At 40.0% G+C, this 17,101-nt stretch carries 13 protein-coding genes; 7 read left to right on the top strand and 6 right to left on the bottom strand.

Annotation, left to right across the window (positions count from 1 at the left end):
• The first annotated feature begins 22 nt into the window (after positions 1–22).
• From AABB81_RS00285 to AABB81_RS00275, 3 genes are all read left to right on the top strand, one after another.
• A complete protein-coding gene (locus AABB81_RS00285) occupies positions 23–1,039 on the top strand; it encodes a rhodanese-like domain-containing protein (protein ID WP_342157823.1) in 1,017 nt (338 codons plus the stop codon).
• A 17-nt stretch (positions 1,040–1,056) separates the two neighbouring features.
• Positions 1,057–2,103: a porin gene (locus tag AABB81_RS00280; protein WP_342157822.1), complete on the top strand. Its 1,047-nt coding sequence runs from the start codon at positions 1,057–1,059 to the stop codon at positions 2,101–2,103.
• Between the two features lie 174 nt (positions 2,104–2,277).
• Positions 2,278–2,931 (top strand): Crp/Fnr family transcriptional regulator, encoded by a 654-nt coding sequence (locus tag AABB81_RS00275; RefSeq protein WP_342157821.1) that lies wholly within the window; start codon positions 2,278–2,280, stop codon positions 2,929–2,931.
• Between the two features lie 11 nt (positions 2,932–2,942).
• Here AABB81_RS00275 and ligA read toward each other — a convergent pair whose 3' ends face one another.
• Positions 2,943–4,940: an NAD-dependent DNA ligase LigA gene (ligA, locus tag AABB81_RS00270; RefSeq protein WP_342157820.1), complete on the bottom strand. Its 1,998-nt coding sequence runs from the start codon at positions 4,938–4,940 to the stop codon at positions 2,943–2,945.
• 203 nt (positions 4,941–5,143) lie between these two features.
• Between ligA and sqr the strand changes: the two genes are divergently transcribed.
• The 4 genes from sqr to AABB81_RS00250 are packed head-to-tail and all read left to right on the top strand — an operon-like array spanning position 5,144 to position 7,953.
• On the top strand, positions 5,144–6,376 hold the full coding sequence (gene sqr, locus AABB81_RS00265; protein WP_342157819.1) for a type III sulfide quinone reductase, selenoprotein subtype: 1,233 nt from the start codon (positions 5,144–5,146) through the stop codon (positions 6,374–6,376).
• A gap of 18 nt (positions 6,377–6,394) precedes the next feature.
• On the top strand, positions 6,395–7,072 hold the full coding sequence (locus AABB81_RS00260; protein WP_342157818.1) for a helical membrane plugin domain-containing protein: 678 nt from the start codon (positions 6,395–6,397) through the stop codon (positions 7,070–7,072).
• Between the two features lie 32 nt (positions 7,073–7,104).
• Positions 7,105–7,416, top strand: coding sequence for a TusE/DsrC/DsvC family sulfur relay protein (locus AABB81_RS00255; protein WP_342157817.1), 312 nt, complete (start codon positions 7,105–7,107; stop codon positions 7,414–7,416).
• A gap of 33 nt (positions 7,417–7,449) precedes the next feature.
• Positions 7,450–7,953 (top strand): DsrE/DsrF/DrsH-like family protein, encoded by a 504-nt coding sequence (locus AABB81_RS00250; RefSeq protein WP_342157816.1) that lies wholly within the window; start codon positions 7,450–7,452, stop codon positions 7,951–7,953.
• Between the two features lie 113 nt (positions 7,954–8,066).
• Here AABB81_RS00250 and AABB81_RS00245 read toward each other — a convergent pair whose 3' ends face one another.
• The 5 genes from AABB81_RS00245 to AABB81_RS00225 all read right to left on the bottom strand — a co-directional run bounded on the left by AABB81_RS00245 (position 8,067) and on the right by AABB81_RS00225 (position 17,097).
• Positions 8,067–9,653, bottom strand: coding sequence for an efflux transporter outer membrane subunit (locus AABB81_RS00245; RefSeq protein ID WP_342157815.1), 1,587 nt, complete (start codon positions 9,651–9,653; stop codon positions 8,067–8,069).
• Positions 9,650–12,823, bottom strand: coding sequence for an efflux RND transporter permease subunit (locus AABB81_RS00240; protein WP_342157814.1), 3,174 nt, complete (start codon positions 12,821–12,823; stop codon positions 9,650–9,652). Before AABB81_RS00240 ends, AABB81_RS00245 begins: the two co-directional genes overlap by 4 nt.
• Before the next feature lie 3 nt (positions 12,824–12,826).
• On the bottom strand, positions 12,827–13,978 hold the full coding sequence (locus AABB81_RS00235; protein ID WP_342157813.1) for an efflux RND transporter periplasmic adaptor subunit: 1,152 nt from the start codon (positions 13,976–13,978) through the stop codon (positions 12,827–12,829).
• 82 nt (positions 13,979–14,060) lie between these two features.
• Positions 14,061–15,506 carry a glyceraldehyde-3-phosphate dehydrogenase gene (locus AABB81_RS00230; RefSeq protein ID WP_342157812.1) on the bottom strand — a complete coding sequence of 482 codons (1,446 nt, stop codon included), beginning with the start codon at positions 15,504–15,506 and terminating at the stop codon, positions 14,061–14,063.
• A gap of 145 nt (positions 15,507–15,651) precedes the next feature.
• Positions 15,652–17,097, bottom strand: a complete 1,446-nt coding sequence (locus AABB81_RS00225; protein WP_342157811.1) for a Do family serine endopeptidase — start codon at positions 17,095–17,097, stop codon at positions 15,652–15,654.
• Positions 17,098–17,101 lie beyond the last annotated feature (4 nt).

Genomic DNA, 17,101 nt, shown 5'->3' with positions numbered 1-17,101 from the left:
ACTATTTAATAAACAAATGATTATGAAAAAATTAAATTTATTCGTCCTAGCATTATTATGTGTACCTGTGTTACTGCTCAGTTCTTGCGACAGAGGTGATGATATCAATCCTGAAAATCCAATATTACGACCTGCATTTGAAGTCATGACAAGTTATATGATGGAAAATGATCTGGATTTAAACAATATATTAAGTGGCCCTGGTGGAGAGGTAAAATTTGTGGCTGGTGCTCCTGCAGAAGCCGATCTTGACGCCTTTTTGAACAAATACAGTATTTTGGACATAAGAACACTTGAAGCGTTCAATTCTGGTCATATTCAAGGGGCAAAGCATGTAGCTTTTGCTGATATTCTTACTGAAGCAGATGCTGCAAGTAAACAGATTCTTGTTGTTTGCTATTCAGGTCAAACTGCCTGTTATGCCACATCACTTTTACGTCTTGCCGGCCATAGCAATGCTCAGGCATTGAAATGGGGTATGTCTGGCTGGAATCCTGAAACAGCCGGATCCTGGAATAACAATACGGGAGACGAAGCCAATGGCCATAGCAATTGGGCGGCAAACAATGCACCGGGTAATCGAACCTTTGATGACCCATTGATAGATATCTTTTCAACAGATGGAGGCGACATCCTAAGACAACGCATAGAAGCCGCTGTAGAAGGAGGATTTAAAACTGCAAAAGGTACTGATGTACTTAACAATCCTGGTATTTACTTCATTAATAATTATTTCGGAGACACTGATTATGGCAATTTTGGTCATATCAAAGATGCTTTCCGCGTGAAAGAAGAATTAATGCTAGAAGGCAATGGTTATAAAGGCCTTGACTCTGATAAAAATGCCAAGGTGATTACTTACTGTTATACCGGACAAACTTCGGCAGTGATAACTGCATGGTTACAAGTTCTTGGGTATGATGCCTATAGTATGACTTTTGGTATGAATGGTATTTATCATTCAAACGCGGCATGGAGCAGCAATCAATGGGGTGTTGGTTCTTCGGTACCAAAAAACTTACCACTGATCAAAAATTAATCTTCAAATAAGATCACATGAAAAAAATTATTTCAATATTCATCGTAATGATGATTAGTATGCTCATGAGCCAAGTGCAAGCACAAGGTTGTGACGCAGAGGATCCCAATGATAGCATTGCTCCTGCCAAAATTAAACTATTTGGGTTTGTTCAACCTGAGTATAATTACACCCTTTCTGATCCGGCAGAAAGCACCTTCAAATTCAGAAGAGCCAGAATCGGAGTAAGAGGGCGGTTATTTGAAGATTGGACCTACTATTTTATGTTGGAGACCAGCCCCTTTATTGGTGGTGTTGGAAGTGCCTATCTTATGGACGCTTTTGTGACCTGGGATAAATATAACTGGGCCCGTCTTTCTGTGGGTTCTTATAAACAACCTTTTGGCCGTGAAGTTCAAACGGCCTGTAACGCATTGGTTACCATAGACCGTGCCATTGTATCAGATCAGCTGGTTGTTCCACAACGAGATTATGGAATCTCAATTTGGGGTGGTAACGTGAATACAAGACTGAATTATGCCTTCGCCATCATGAATGGAAGTGGATTAAACAAGGTGGATAACAACAACAAAAAAGACCTTGTTGGCCGGGTTACCTATAAATTGTTTGATTTTATGACCATTGGAGGCAGTTACAGATACGGCTTCCCAAAACTGAACAATAATGATGATGACAGGGTTACCTATGGAGGAGAAGTTCTTTTCGACATCAATAACCTTCATATCCAGGGAGAATATATTCATGACGAAGGTGCTTTTGATCCAGGTGCAGACACCGGATGCGGATCTGAGCCACTGGCATTAGGAGAAAAAAGAGATGGAGCCTATGGCATGATCTGGTATGACACCAAATGGAACCTGCAGCCTGTTTTTAAATATGAATTCTTCGATCAGGACCTTGACTTAAAAGATGTCCCTTATCGTTACAGTGAAAGAATGACTATTGGCCTTAACTATTTTTTCAACAAATCGGTACGTTTACAACTAAACTATCAGGCTAATATTGAAACGGTTATCAACGAAGACAATGATAAATTCTTGGCGCAAATTCAAGTAGTTTTCTAATTATTTATTTGTTTTGCTTGAATGCAGCCAGAATCGATTTTGGTGGAAAACTCCTTAACTAATGTTAAGGAGTTTTCTTTTACAGGAATTCAAGTCACAGTTAGCAATAAGTTCTTGGTAACTATCATATTTTAAACTAACTTTGTTTAAACATTCATGACCCTCCAAGAAGATATGAATACACAAGAAGTTATCCTACGAAAAAAAATTGGGGAATACTACGGCTCGATTTTTGAAAAAGAATTAATAGAAGAAATAGTAAAAGTTGGATTTTTAGAAAAATATAAGCAGGGAGAAATCCTTGTTGATATAGGTGAAAATATGACTCATATCCCGCTCATCCTGCAAGGTGCAGTTAAAATCATCCGAAAAGAAAAAGAAGGTGAGGAACTTGTACTCTATTTTCTTGAGAAAGGAGATACCTGTGCCATTTCATTTATCAATTGTATCAACAGGAAAGAAAGTATCTTTAAAGCGGTAGTCGAAAATGATGCCGAAGCCATCTTTTTACCTGTCGAATATATCGATGACTGGCTGGCAAAGTTCAAAACCTGGAGACATTTCATTATTGACAGTTATCATTTTCGACTCATTGAAATGGTCGAATCTATTGACGGGCTTGCTTTTATGAATATGCACCATCGTCTGCTTAAATACCTGTCAGACATGGCGCTTGTCCATCATGACGTAAATCTTGATATCACGCATCAGCAAATTGCCAACGATCTAAATACCTCCAGAGTTGTTATTACAAGGTTATTGAAGCAACTTCACAATGAAGGAAAAGTATATTCAACACGAAACAAGGTACAAGTGTTAGAATTATAAACAGTGTTTTTTTAAATCATTGACAGATAATCCTGCTCAGTGATTATGGGGATTCCCAGGCTCTCGGCTTTTTGTTTTTTACTCGGCCCCATATTATCTCCGGCGATTATATAACTCGTCTTTTTAGAAATTGATCCTGACACCTTGCCACCATTGTCTTCAATGGATTTTTTAAGTTCATTGCGAGACATCACCTGAAAAACTCCGGACACAACAAAAACCTTCCCTTTTAGCAGCTCGGTTTGATCTGCCAACAAAGACTCATCCACAGAAAACTGCAACCCATATTTTTTTAAGCGATCAATTATTTGTCGGTTTCCATCATCACTGAAAAATTTAATAATACTCTCTGCGATCTTATCCCCAATTTCATCAACGAGTATCAATTTTTCAAAATCGGCTTCGATCAAAGCGTTTATATTCTTGTAATGTCGCGCCAGCTTCTTAGCTACAGTCTCTCCCACGAATCTGATTCCAAGGGCAAACAGCACTTTTTCGAAAGGAATGTTTTTTGATGCCTGAATACCCTTGATCATGTTAGATGCCGACTTTTCAGCCATCCGTTCCAAGGGAACGATCTGATCCTCTCTTAGTTCATAGAGATCTGCAACATTATGAATCAAGCCATTTTTAAACAACAGTTCAACAGATTCGGCACCAAGGCCGTCAATATTCATGGCTTTTCGACTAATAAAATGCTGAATCCTGCCTGTAATCTGTGTCGGGCACCCAAATTCATTTGGACAAAAGTGTTTAGCATCTCCCTTTTTTCTCACAAGTTCTGTTCCACAATCGGGACAATGTGTGATATATTTTATTGATTCGGCCTCCGGGGAGCGAAATGTCAAATCAACTCCTACTATTTTTGGAATGATCTCCCCTCCTTTTTCCACATAAACCCTGTCATTCAACCGAAGGTCCATTTTCTCTATTTGATCTGCATTATGCAACGAAGCCCTTTTTACAATCGTTCCGGCCAACTCAACGGGTTCGAGGTTGGCAACCGGCGTAATGGCTCCGGTTCGGCCTACCTGATAGGTAACTTCTTTGAGTATCGTACTGGCCTGTTCGGCCTTAAATTTATAGGCCAGGGCCCATCGGGGAGATTTTGCCGTATAACCCAATTCCTCCTGATGATTAAGTGAATTCACTTTTATCACTACGCCGTCGGTCTCATAAGGCAGTTCATGTCTCTTGTGGTCCCAATATTGGAGGAATCCAAAAATTTCTTCGATATTTTTACACAATTTTATTGTCTTTGGTACCTTAAAACCAATTGATGCCGCATAATTTAAAATCTCATAATGGGTGGAAAAAGGATTGCTATCGGCCACAACCTGATAGAGTAAACAATCAAGGGGGCGGCTGGCCACCTCAGCGCTATCCTGCAGCTTTAAACTTCCACTTGCAGTATTCCTTGGGTTCCGGTAGGGATCTTCCCCCGCTTCAATTCTTTCCATATTCATCTTTTCAAAACCATCAAGTGGCAGTACAATCTCACCTCTGATCTCAAATGAAATTAACTTATCGTCTTTTACAACAAGGGGAATGGACCTTATGGTGCGAACATTTGACGTAACGTCATCACCCATAAATCCATCACCCCGGGTGACAGCCTTAAGAAAAACACCGTGATCATAACTTATATTAATGGAAGCACCGTCATATTTAAGTTCACAGGTAAATTCAAGTTCTACATCCCCGAGAATCTTCTGGATCCTTTTTTCCCAATCCAGAATATCTTCTTTTGAATAGGAATTGTCTAAAGAGTACATCCTGTTCTTATGAACAATGGTATTGAAATTCTTGGTGATTTCACCTCCTACTCTTTGAGTAGGAGAATTTGGGTCGCTAAATTCAGGATGTTTTAATTCGAGCTCCTGAAGTTCTTTTAATTTAAAGTCAAATTCAAAATCAGATATACTAGGCTCATCAAGAACATAGTAGCGATAATTATGTTGTCGGAGTTCTTCTCTCAGGTCTTTAATCTTCTTTTCGACTGTGGTCATCAAGTTGTTGGTTTTGGAAATTTAAAAATAACTCTTTTTTTATTATCACCGTATTTTCATTGCTTTCTATAACAATTTTAATCAAACCTTGTGTGACTTAAGTTACTGAAATTAGAGCCTTTACAAACAAAAATATGACTTAAGTCACTTCTTAGAAAAAAACCTCGCTCTATCTTTGCCGTATAATTAATAAGACAAAAATTATGAAGAAGTTAGTGATTTTAGGTGCCGGAACAGCCGGAACAATGATGTTAAACAAAATGCATCATGAACTTGATAAAGAAGAATGGGAAATCACGATTGTAGATCAGTATAAAACTCATTATTACCAACCCGGATTCTTGTTTATTCCCTTTGGGATTTATAGTAAGAAAGATGTCGTTAAACCAAAATACGATTTTTTCCCTCCTGGTGTAAATGTGATCTTCAGCCCTATAGATAAAATAGTTGGAGAGGAAAACAAGGTGCTGCTCGATGGAGGCGAGGTTTTAAATTATGATTTTTTGATCATCGCAACCGGAACAGAGACCAGGCCTTCTGAAACAGAAGGGTTAACTGACAAATTGTGGTACAAGGATATTTTCGACTTTTACACTGTAGAAGGAGCCGTAGCACTTCACAATAGATTGAAAGATTGGGAAGGTGGAAAATTAGTTATGTGTATACCTGAGCTACCTTATAAATGCCCGGTAGCACCCATTGAGTTTGTTTGCCTTGCAGAGGCATACTTTGCAGAACGCGGCATGAAAGACAAGGTCGATATCTCCTATGTAACTTTGATGCCTGGTGCCTTTACAAAGCCTGTAGCATCCAAGGTGCTTGGTGATCTTTTAGAAGAAAAGAATATAGATGTAGTATCAGATTTTTATTTGAGTTACGTGGATAATGAGAACAAAAAGCTTGTTTCTTATGATGAACGCGAAGTTGAATTTGATATCCTGACTATTGTTCCGGTGAACATGGGATCAGACATGATAGAAAGAAGCGGCTTAGGTGATGACATGAATTACGTGCCAACCGACAAATACACCTTGCAATCTAAACAATTCGAGAACATTTTTGTAATCGGTGATGCTGCCAATATACCTACCTCAAAAGCAGGTTCTGTAGCACATTTCGCAGCTGAGATTTTAACGGAAAACCTGCTTGCCGCAATGGAAGGAAGAGCATTACCCGCTAAATTTGACGGTCATGCCAACTGCTATATCGAAACTGGTTATGGAAAAGGTGCCCTGATCGATTTTAATTATGAAACAGAACCCTTGCCAGGAACTTTCCCTTTGCCAGGCATCGGACCATTTAAGCTTTTGAAAAATACGAAAATGAACCACTATGGTAAAATTCTTTTCAGATGGATCTACTGGCACATTCTACTAAAAGGCAGAGAGTTGCCAATTGAGGCAGACATGAGCATGGCAGGAAAAAAGAGAATGTAACCTCAATAGATACTAGTGATGGAAGACAAGAATATACAAATGCAAATTGATGCGCTGGACAAAAAACTGGATCTGATCCTGGGGTATGTACATCAACAAAAATTACAGGCCAACATGGTGGAAGACCTTGTTGGGGACCTTAGCATTATAGGAAAAGATGCCTATGATTCAACTGTAATCGAACTCGACAAGAGACAGGTGGAAATTGACCCTTCTGAATTGACCGGATTGGCCGTGTCAGTTTTAAGAAATATAGGGAATATCAAAACCGTTATGGACACCCTTGAAATGGCGGTGGATCTTGGTAAGGAGGTAGGCCCGATTGCAAATGAAGTGATCATTGACTTTACAAAGCAAATGAATACCCTTGAACAAAAAGGTTACTTTGACTTTATAAGAGAAATCGGACCTGTAATTGATAACGTTATCAAAGGCTTTAGCCCTGAGGATCTCAAAGAACTGGCAAACAGTATTGTCTCGATTTTGACGATTATTAAAGAAATGACTCAGCCCGAGGTATTGAATATCATGCAAAACGCCATAAAAGCGTTTAACAGTATGGAAACCGAAAGCGTGCCTTCTTACTCCGTATGGAAGTTGATGCGTGAAATGAACAGTCCTGAAATGAAAAAAGCACTGGGCTACGGTATCACCTTTATGAAAAATGTTTCAAAAGATGTAGACATCAAAGAATAAACAATCAAATAAATAACATAAATAATAGAATTATGGCTTTAAAAACAATCGCAGGAACACAAGTAAATGTGTCAGAAGAAGGATATCTTGAAAACATGAATGAATGGAATGAGGATATTGCAAAAGAAATCGCAAGTGAAGTAGGCATCGAATTAACAGACAAACACTTTGAAGTATTAAATTATTTGCGTGAAAAAACTGAAGCTGGAGAGGCACTGAGCATTAGGAAAGTGGGTAAATCAGGTATTACAGATATCAAAGGATTGTACAAATTATTTCCAAAAGGCCCTTTGAAATTCTCAGCAAAAATCGCTGGAATTCCTAAACCAGCCAGTTGTGTATAATAAGGAATTAAATGATAACAAAAATATAACAAGATGAGTTCAGAAGAAAAAAAACCTTTAGAAAAAGTTTGTATTATCTGTGCCAAGGGATCTTTGGAAGATGTATATGCGACTTTAGTGATGGCCAATGGTGCCGTAATGGAAGGTATTGAAACGAACGTATTTTTCACCTTCTTTGGCCTTGACGGTATTACAAAAGACAGAATGAATGGCCTTCATACAGCCACAACAGGGAATCCGGCTATGCGTATGCCCGGTGGCCTTCCTTTTCCAACCATGTTAGGAGGATTGCCCGGAGTTGAAGCCGGAGTGTCAAAAATGATGAGACATCAAATGGAAGAGCTCGACATGCCTCCGGTTGATGAATTTCTTGAAATGATTACTGCAGGAGGTGGAATGATTTATGCGTGCAAGCTTGCTGTTGATATGTTCAAATTAGAAAAAGAAGACCTTAGTGACGAAGTGGATTCAATCATCACAATTGGTGACTTCTATGGTCTTTGTGACGGTGACAGAACACAAATTATATTTACTTAAAATTTTGATTACCAGGCTACTTTTGTAGCAATATATTTTTTTTAGTGTTGATTTTGATTAAAAATGGCAGTGCTTTGCACTGCCATTTTAATTTCAAGTTACACTTTTAGAAACTATTTGCTTCTTCTGGCTTGCTTTCTTGCTTCTCTTTCTTCCTCCAGAAGCCTTTTCCTTTCCGACTTACGTTGCTGTTGTTGTTCCGGAGTCAGGTAATAATCTACCACTTGCCCGGCATAGTACAGTGAATCTCTGTTAATGCTATTCACATCAACATTTTGATCTTCTGCAACCTGTGCCGCATATTTTTCGAGTTCAGCTTCACTAACCCAACCTCCTCCCAGAGATTTGTACAACCCTATATAAGAAGATAATAATGCCTGGTAATTTTCGCTAAAGGCCAATCGGGCATCAAATTCCTGACGCTGGTTTTCCATTACTTCCAGATAACTGGTAACCCCTTGATAATAGCGTTGTCTTGAAAGGCTGCTTGCATTTTTTGCAGCTCTCATTTTCATTTCGTTTGCTATCAATTCCTCGCGATACGTCGATAATTCAATCAAAGAATTATCCACTTCCAGTAAGGCAGTCAATACGGTATTTTCATAGTCGTACAGATACTGTTTGGCTAATTCTCTTTCAATATCCACCCTTCTGGCATTTTTACCCCATTCAAAGACCGGTCCAAGTAAACTGGCACCTGCGCTCCAACCCAAACCATTTGAAACCAAATCAGACAGGTCAGCACTTCCGAGTCCGAGCAGGCCTGTAAGGCTTATAGAAGGAAACCGAAGGGCCTGAGCAACTCCAATACGCGCATTTTGGGCTTTATACATTTGTTCTGATTGCAAAATATCAGGCCTTCTCTGCAAGATTTCCGAGGGAATACCGGTCGGAATTGAATCGGGTATCTTATAGTCGGCTAAATCTTTAAAGGTCAGTACTTCATTCATGTTTCTGCCCATCAACAAACTCAAATTATTCTCTGTAAACGCTACAAATCTTTTGAATCTGGGAACAGAGGCCTGGGTGATTCCTTTTTGAATCTCCGCCTGGTTTACATCAATGATATGGGTATATCCTTTATCAAATCTGGCTTGAATAATTTGAAGTGTACTATCCCTCAGGTTCAAAGTACTTTCAGAGATTGCTAATCGCATCTTATAATCGAGTAATTGAAAATAATTTGTGGCCACTTCAGAGATTAAAGCAATTTCTATGGCTCGCTTACCATAAAAGGAGGCTAACATATCCGCTTTGGCAGCCTCAGTACTTCTCCTGAACTTGCCCCAAAAATCGAGTTCCCAACTAAAGGTTCCGGCCGCACCATAACTTTCAAAAGTATTATCGCCGGGAATATTAAATAGTTGATTGGTCGCCCCGGCATCTCCCTGCAGCCCTATTTTAGGACCCATATCAGCTTTGTTAAACTTTACGTTGGCCCTGGCCTGTTCAATTCTGCTCGCAGCAATTAACAGGTTTTTATTCTCTCGCAAGGCAGTGGCAATCAAAGTATCAAGAACAGGGTCGTGAAATAATTCCCACCATTTTAAATTAATGATACTGTCTGTTGCATTATTGGTGTACCTGAAGCTTTGTGGAGTTTCATCTTCAGGTTTCTGAAAATTCGGCCCTACTTTACAGGAAAATGAAATTCCTGCAAAGATCAGGATAAGCGCGATATTTTTTAGTTTCTTTCTCATGCTTCTGTGTTTGTAGATTCTCCCTCAAGCGCTAATTGCCGATCTCTTTGCTTCTCATAACCGAAAACCTTTCCTATTAAGATAAACAGCATAGGATATAGGAACACCCCAAGGAAAGTAGCCAGCGTCATACCTCCTAAAAGTGCCATACCCATTACTTTTCTTGCTTCGGCACCGGATCCTGAAGCAATAACCAAAGGAAATACACCAAGAATAAATGAAAATGCCGTCATCAAAATAGGTCTAAACCTTGATTTTGCAGCTTTCATGGCGGCGTCATATAAACTCAATCCTCCCTGAAATTCTTCATTGGCAAATTCAACAATTAAAATGGCATTTTTGGCTGCCATTCCTATTAACATTACAAAAGAAACCTGAGCAAAAATATTGTTCTCAAAAGTTGGGCTCACGAGTCTGGCCGCCCATAAGGCAAACAGTGCTCCGAAAATCGCAAAAGGCGTTCCTAGTAAAATACTCAATGGCAGGGACCAGCTTTCATATTGGGCCGATAAAATGAGGAATACAAAGACAAGAGAAAAAGTCAGGATCATCATCAAAGAGCCCGAGGCCTTTTCTTCCTGAAAAGACATGGCGTTCCAGGCATAACTCATATCCGAAGGTAAAACCTCAGCTGCAACTTCTTTTAATGCTTCTCTCGCTTGATTAGAAGTAAATCCCGGTGCGGGAGCCCCTGTTACCTCAACAGATCTGAATAAATTAAACCTCATGGTATAATCCGGACCGGCAATAGGCTTTATTGTCGCCACTGTGCCCAAGGGCACCATATTGCCTTCAATATTTCTTATAAAGAAATTATTCATTTGACTTTCATCCACCCTGTATGCCGGCTCTGCCTGAATGTAGGTTTTATACAATCTCCCGAATCGTGTAAAGTCATTCACGTAGGATCCACCCATAAAAGCCCCAACGGTAGTGTATAAGTCGTTTAGGTTAATTCCCAATTTCAGGGCTTTCTCTCTATCGATATCCATATAGCGCTGAGGCACATTCGCCTGAAAAGTCGTAAAGGCGCTTCCTATTTCAGGCCTGGCGTTGGCAGCCTGTATAAACTTCACGGTATTTTCAGCGAGATAATTTGGCGTATTCCCTCCCCGATCCTGAAGCATAATGCTATATCCTGAACCATTACCCAAACCAGGGATGGCAGGTGGCCCAAATGCAAATACCTGCGCTCCTTTAATTTTTTGTATGAGTGCCCTGTTCGATTTCATCACCATTTCTTCAGCTGTCGCCGATCTTTCATCCCAGGGTTTTAAAGAGGCAAACAGAAAACCCGAATTTGATGTCATCGCCCCTGAAAGCATCGAAAATCCCGGTGCAGACGTTACATACTCAACTTCAGGAAACTCCATTAGGATTTCTTCCACTTCTTTTGATATTTCATTTGTCCTCTGAAGGGAAGCCGCATCGGGCAACTGTAAATTCACGAAGTAATAACCCATATCCTCGGCCGGTATAAACCCGCCGGGAACGAGATATCCAAACACGCCTGCACCAACTGTCATCAACAGAATAAAAACAACTCCTCTCTTGAGTTTTCTTCCCATGATATTGGTAAAACTCATATAGGATTCAGTGGTTCTGTCCATTCCTTTATTAAACTTTGCAAAGAACCAACCAAGCAGCCCGCCGTACTTTACCGGCTTTTTTAATAATAAGGAGCATAGCGCAGGACTTAAAGTCAAGGCATTTACCGAGGATACGATCACTGAAACCACAATGGTTATAGCAAATTGTTGATAGAGTAGCCCCGTAATTCCGGACATACCGGCTACAGGTATAAATACTGCTATCAATACCAGCGTTGTAGCAATAACAGGTGCCGTTACTTTTCTCATGGCATCAAAAGTGGCTTCTTTAGCGGTCATACCTTTCTCTATATTCACCTGTACGGCTTCCACAACTACAATCGCATCATCAACCACGATACCAATGGCCAGCACAAGACCCAATAAGGAAAGTACGTTAATGGTAAATCCCAGTGCAGGGAAAAACATAAAAGCGCCAATAAGAGATACCGGTATCGCAAGGGTAGGAATAAGTGTGGCCCTCCAATCCTGAATAAAAATGAATACCACCAAAACAACAAGCAAAAGGGCTATAATCAGGGTGACGACAATATCTTTGATCCCTGCCGTAATGGGTGCAGTTGAATCAAGCGACACATCATATTCTATACTTTCGGGAAAACTCGATTGAAGTCCTTCCATATTTTCGATGACCTGCTCCGCCAATTCCACTGCATTGGATCCGGGAGCCTGATAAAGCGCTATAATCGCAGCAGTCTTTCCATTCAACCTTGGAAACATATTATAGGTTTCAACGCCAAGGTTAATGGTGGCAATGTCTTTCATTTTTATCTGGGAACCATCCGAATTCGTTCGAACCACGATTTCTCCAAAGGCTTCCGGAGAATTAAATCTTTCAGGTAAACGAACCGTATAAGTAAATTCTGTTCCAGGCGGAGAAGGCTCGGCCCCAAACTTACCTCCTGGTACGATAACATTTTGTTCATTTATCGCTTTGATAATCTCGGGAACAGTCAGCCCCATTTTAGCCAATCGATCAGGCTTGATCCAGATACGCATAGAATAATCTGCTGCCCCCATCACATTCACCCTTCCAATTCCTTTTATCCTTGCCAACTGATCTTTTATATTGATTAAAGCATAATTCCCTAAAAAATCCTGGTCGTAACGGCCATCCGAAGTCAAAGTGATCAACATCAAAATATTGGGCAGGGACTTTTCAGTAGTCACCCCATACTTTTTGACGGATTCCGGAAGTTTTGCCGTTGCCGCGGAAACACGGTTCTGAGCCAATACTGTATTCATATCGGGATCGGTTCCAACATTAAATGACACATCAATCACCATGGTACCATCATTGGCATTGGTTGATTGCATATAAATCATATTATCTACCCCATTGATCTGTTGTTCCAAAGGCGTCGCCATGGATTCTTCCACATTCATGGCATTTGCCCCGGTATAAGTCCCTCGAACCTGCACTATGGGTGGCGTGAGATTAGGGTACTGTTCAATGGGAAGCCCTATCAAAGACACCGAACCTACTATCACGATTACAATGGCTATCACCATCGCTACAATCGGCCTACGAACAAAAAAGTTTCCTTTATCTTCTGCCATGGCCTACACTTGTGGTTTTTGCTGGCTAACAAATTCTGTTAGCTCCGGAATGATTTCCATATCAGATCGAGCCTTTTGAACACCTTCCAAAATAATCTTATCACCACTTTGTAATCCTTCCTTGATAATAAAGAACTCTCCTATTTTTTCGCCTACTGCAATTTGTCTTGCCTCCAGTTTGTTTTCGGCATTCACTAAAAATACCGAATACTGGCCCTGAAGTTCTCTGGCACATTTTTGCGGAATCAAAACGGCATCTTTTGCCTCTCTTATTTTTGCTTTTACCCTGGCAAACTGGCCGGGACGGATCAATCGATCAGGATTTGGGAAAGAAGCTTGAAGTAAGATAGCCCCTGTGCTGGCATCAACGTTGCGGTCAATGAAATCCATCTTTCCTTTATGAGGATAAACAGAACCATCGGCAAGGATTAATTGTAAATCAATCGAATCGCTTTTGGTCTCCATTTTATTTTTCGTGCGCAGCGTATATTCTCTAGCAATCCTCAGGTAATCATTTTCAGATAAAAAGAACTGAACCCTTACTGAACGGAGCTGCGATACTGTGTTCAAAATGACCGGGTTAGGGTCCTTTCCGACAAATTCACCTTCTCTGGCAAGCGTTTTTCCAATGATACCTTCAATAGGTGCGTACATTTTAGCATATCCAAGATTAATCTTTGCTATATTAAGATTAGCCTTTGCTGCTTCTAAACCCGAAATGGCAGCATCTCTTTTCGAGGTTGCCATATCCAGTTCCTGTTCACTCACTGCAGACATTTCTGCCAAAGGCTCTATCCTTTTTAAATCACTTTCAGCCTGAACCAATACTGTCTGGGCCTGAGCGACCATACTTTTTTGGGCAGCCACTTCCTCTTGCAGGGGATCGGGATCAATCGAATAGAGCAACTGGCCTTTTTTAACCCCTTGCCCTTCAAGAAAATGGATCCCCTCTAAAAACCCAACAACCCTTGCTCTTATGGGAATATCCTTTTCGCCATAAACCTGTCCGACAAATTCATCATAAATAGGTACCGTTTTCGTTTTGATTTCGTAAACCTGGAAAGGCTGTGGAAGCACCACTTTGGCTTGTTTATTTTTATCACAAGACAGGATGATCAAGAAAAATACTATAAATAGTAAGTATATTTTTTTCATAGGGGCTTAGTTTAAGAACTTGAGAATGGTAAAAATAAAAATCTTTTACCAACTTAGGCAAACAATCCCTATATAATTCATGTTAATAATAAGCGAATCTTCTCACTTTTGCAATATATTTTGCCAAGCCCAAAACCTGATGGCTATAGCCATATTCATTATCGTACCATACATAAAGCAGTGCATTATCGCCTCCTTTTGACACTATCGTCGCATGGCTGTCAAATATGGCGGGCTCAAGAGTGCCAACGATATCAGATGAAACCAGTTCGTTACTGAGAGAATACCTGATCTGTTCAACAAGATCTCCTTCCAATGCATATTTTTTCATTATGGCATTCAAATCCTCTTTGCTCGTTTTGGTCTGCAAATTTAAATTTAGAATGGCAAGGGAACCGTTTGGAACTGGAACTCTTATGGCATTGGAAGTCAATTTCCCCGCCAATTCGGGAACTGCCTTTGATACTGCTTTTCCAGCCCCGGTTTCGGTGATGACCATGTTTAGGGCTGCTGCCCTGCCTCTTCTGTATTTTTTATGCATATTGTCAACCAGATTCTGGTCGTTGGTATAGGCGTGGATAGTTTCAATGTGACCATGTTTTATGCCCAGGGTATCGTTAACCACTTTCAATACCGGAGTAATGGCATTTGTTGTGCAGGATGCTGCCGAAAAGACACTGTGTTTATCAGGATCAAAATGATGCTGGTTTACTCCGTAGACAATATTTGGAACATTTCCTATTCCAGGCGCAGTGAGCAAGACCTTATCCGCTCCTTTGGCTTTAAGATGTCTCGACAATGCCTCTTCGGTTCTAAAGGCACCTGTGTTATCAATGATCAAGGCATCCCGAATACCGTATTTGGTATAATCCGGGTCTTCAGGACCATCGGCCGATATCACAAATACTGTTGTCCCGTTAATAATCAGGGCCTGCTGTTCAAAATCGACCTTAACCGAACCTTTAAAATAGCCATGGACCGAATCTTTTCTCAACATGGATGCCCTTTTCTCCAGTACTTCTTTTGTGATCTGCCCACGGGTAACGATGGCCCTCAGCCTCATTTGAACTCCCTTGCCCGTTCGTGACATAAGCTCTCTGGCAAGCAATCTTCCAATTCTACCAAACCCGTACAACACAACATCTTTAGGTTTGATGCCATTTTTATTATGGGCATCCCCTAATTTTTTAAGCACAAAATCCTCCATATCAGTCTCGCCGGTCAAATGAAAAACATATGCCAGCTTTCCGATATCTATTTTAGCCGGGGGAAGGTCCATTTCCCTTATCTTTTTAGCTATTTTTAACACATTGCTTATTGAAATCGGCTTTTGAACAAATTCCTTGGCATAGTCAAGTAAATTCAATATTTCACTGGCATTCCTGTCAATGAGCTGATTTCTGAATAACAATAATTCTATGTTGTTTTCATACCATAAATCGCTGATCAATTTGATCAGTTCAACAGTCATTCTTCTTTGCTCTACTTCGAGAGATAATTGTTCCTCGTAACTTTTCATTAATTTCATATCAAACAAGTCAGTTTTATTGAGAACGTAAAAATATGCCTTTATAATATGTAAATGAAAAAAAACCACTCGTATTGAATGGTTTTTTATCATATTTTCAAGAATAGACTATACCTTATGTTTTCACTAATTTATGAATATTCACTTAATTTGACCGAACCCTAATGTAGCCAATTTTCCCGCTTTTCGTAAGGATTTGCAACTCAAAATAATCTTTATTCTGATAATTTTTCAACAATTGGTCAACTTCCTGGGCATTAGATACTTTTTGATCCTCTACAGCGAGAATAATGTCTCCTGCACCCACGCCATAGGTCCTTTCAATTTCTTCGTTTTTCAGGCTTATGATTTTTACGCCGTAGTCAATATCATATTTACTTGCATCGCTTTTACTTATTGGTGCCAGCTCTCCGATAAAGTATTTTGAAAAATCTGAATTTTCGAATTCGTATTTTCCAAACTGATTTTTCAATTTCACCCGAACAGTTTTCGGAGTCTCGTCTCTTAAAATAGAAACATCCACTTGATCCCCAGGTCTCTTTGATCCTAAAAACCCTTGCAGATCAGAAAAATTAGCAATTTTAATATTGTCCATTTTAACAATGATGTCATTAGCCATCAATCCCGCTTCCTTAGCAGCTCCCTGATCTAAAATCCTTGTAATGAGAACCCCTTCGGTACTTGCAACACCAAACTCATTTGCCTTTTCACTGTTTAACTCTTCGTAATTAATGCCTAGATACGCTCTTTGAACATTTCCATATTCAAGGATATCCTCTATCACTTTTTTCGCAATATTCGATGGAACTGCAAAAGAATAACCAATATAAGAACCGGTCTGAGAGGAAATCGCCGTATTTATACCGATTAAATTACCCCTTGTATTAACCAAAGCACCTCCACTATTTCCCGGATTAACCGCAGCATCTGTTTGAATAAAAGATTCAATTCGTTTATTGTTATTCATAATATTGATGTCTCTCGCCTTGGCACTCACGATTCCGGCTGTCACAGTTGAAGTAAGGTTAAAAGGGTTTCCAACAGCAAGAACCCATTCTCCTACCTTCAAATTGTCTGAATCCCCGAAAGGTAGATATGACAGGTTGGTTTTATCAATTTTTAGCAAAGCAATATCTGAGCTCTCATCAACTCCTACCACTTCTGCGTTATAAGACTCCTTGTTGTTCAAAGTAACCTCTAATTGACGAGCCCCCTTTATAACGTGGTTGTTGGTAATGATATACCCGTCGGAAGAAATAATCACACCGGATCCTGAGCCGACTACCTGCCTTTCAGATCCTCCTGATTGTCCATAAAAGAATTCAAAAAGAGGGTTTGTTCTGCTGCTAGCCGTACTAAGATTCTTCACGTGAACCACCGCATGTATTGATTTTTCGGCTATTTCAGTGAAATCAGTTTTTTCGGCCGCAGCAACACTGGCGTTTTCATAACTTGCCGGAAAGGTTTGCGGCATTTCATTTGATGATAATTCTCCCCTGATGACCTGATGTTCAAAAAACAGTATATAAGCACCCAAAGTCAACGCGCCTCCGAGGGCTGAAACAATAAAAATCTTAAAAAAGTTTTTCATATCG

The organism is Lutimonas vermicola (assembly GCF_038433205.1).
GTDB lineage: Bacteria > Bacteroidota > Bacteroidia > Flavobacteriales > Flavobacteriaceae > Lutimonas > Lutimonas vermicola.
Note: the sequence above shows the minus strand (reverse complement) of the source record. Positions and strands in the feature narration are given on the sequence as shown.

Excerpts from the sequence above, each read along its gene's own strand:
- AABB81_RS00285 (WP_342157823.1), top strand. The coding sequence starts at position 23 with ATGAAAAAATTAAATTTATTCGTCCTAGCATTATTATGTGTACCTGTG.
- AABB81_RS00280 (WP_342157822.1), top strand. The coding sequence starts at position 1,057 with ATGAAAAAAATTATTTCAATATTCATCGTAATGATGATTAGTATGCTC.
- AABB81_RS00275 (WP_342157821.1), top strand. The coding sequence starts at position 2,278 with ATGAATACACAAGAAGTTATCCTACGAAAAAAAATTGGGGAATACTAC.
- ligA (WP_342157820.1), bottom strand. The coding sequence starts at position 4,940 with ATGACCACAGTCGAAAAGAAGATTAAAGACCTGAGAGAAGAACTCCGA.
- sqr (WP_342157819.1), top strand. The coding sequence starts at position 5,144 with ATGAAGAAGTTAGTGATTTTAGGTGCCGGAACAGCCGGAACAATGATG.
- AABB81_RS00260 (WP_342157818.1), top strand. The coding sequence starts at position 6,395 with ATGGAAGACAAGAATATACAAATGCAAATTGATGCGCTGGACAAAAAA.
- AABB81_RS00255 (WP_342157817.1), top strand. The coding sequence starts at position 7,105 with ATGGCTTTAAAAACAATCGCAGGAACACAAGTAAATGTGTCAGAAGAA.
- AABB81_RS00250 (WP_342157816.1), top strand. The coding sequence starts at position 7,450 with ATGAGTTCAGAAGAAAAAAAACCTTTAGAAAAAGTTTGTATTATCTGT.
- AABB81_RS00245 (WP_342157815.1), bottom strand. The coding sequence starts at position 9,653 with ATGAGAAAGAAACTAAAAAATATCGCGCTTATCCTGATCTTTGCAGGA.
- AABB81_RS00240 (WP_342157814.1), bottom strand. The coding sequence starts at position 12,823 with ATGGCAGAAGATAAAGGAAACTTTTTTGTTCGTAGGCCGATTGTAGCG.
- AABB81_RS00235 (WP_342157813.1), bottom strand. The coding sequence starts at position 13,978 with ATGAAAAAAATATACTTACTATTTATAGTATTTTTCTTGATCATCCTG.
- AABB81_RS00230 (WP_342157812.1), bottom strand. The coding sequence starts at position 15,506 with ATGAAATTAATGAAAAGTTACGAGGAACAATTATCTCTCGAAGTAGAG.
- AABB81_RS00225 (WP_342157811.1), bottom strand. The coding sequence starts at position 17,097 with ATGAAAAACTTTTTTAAGATTTTTATTGTTTCAGCCCTCGGAGGCGCG.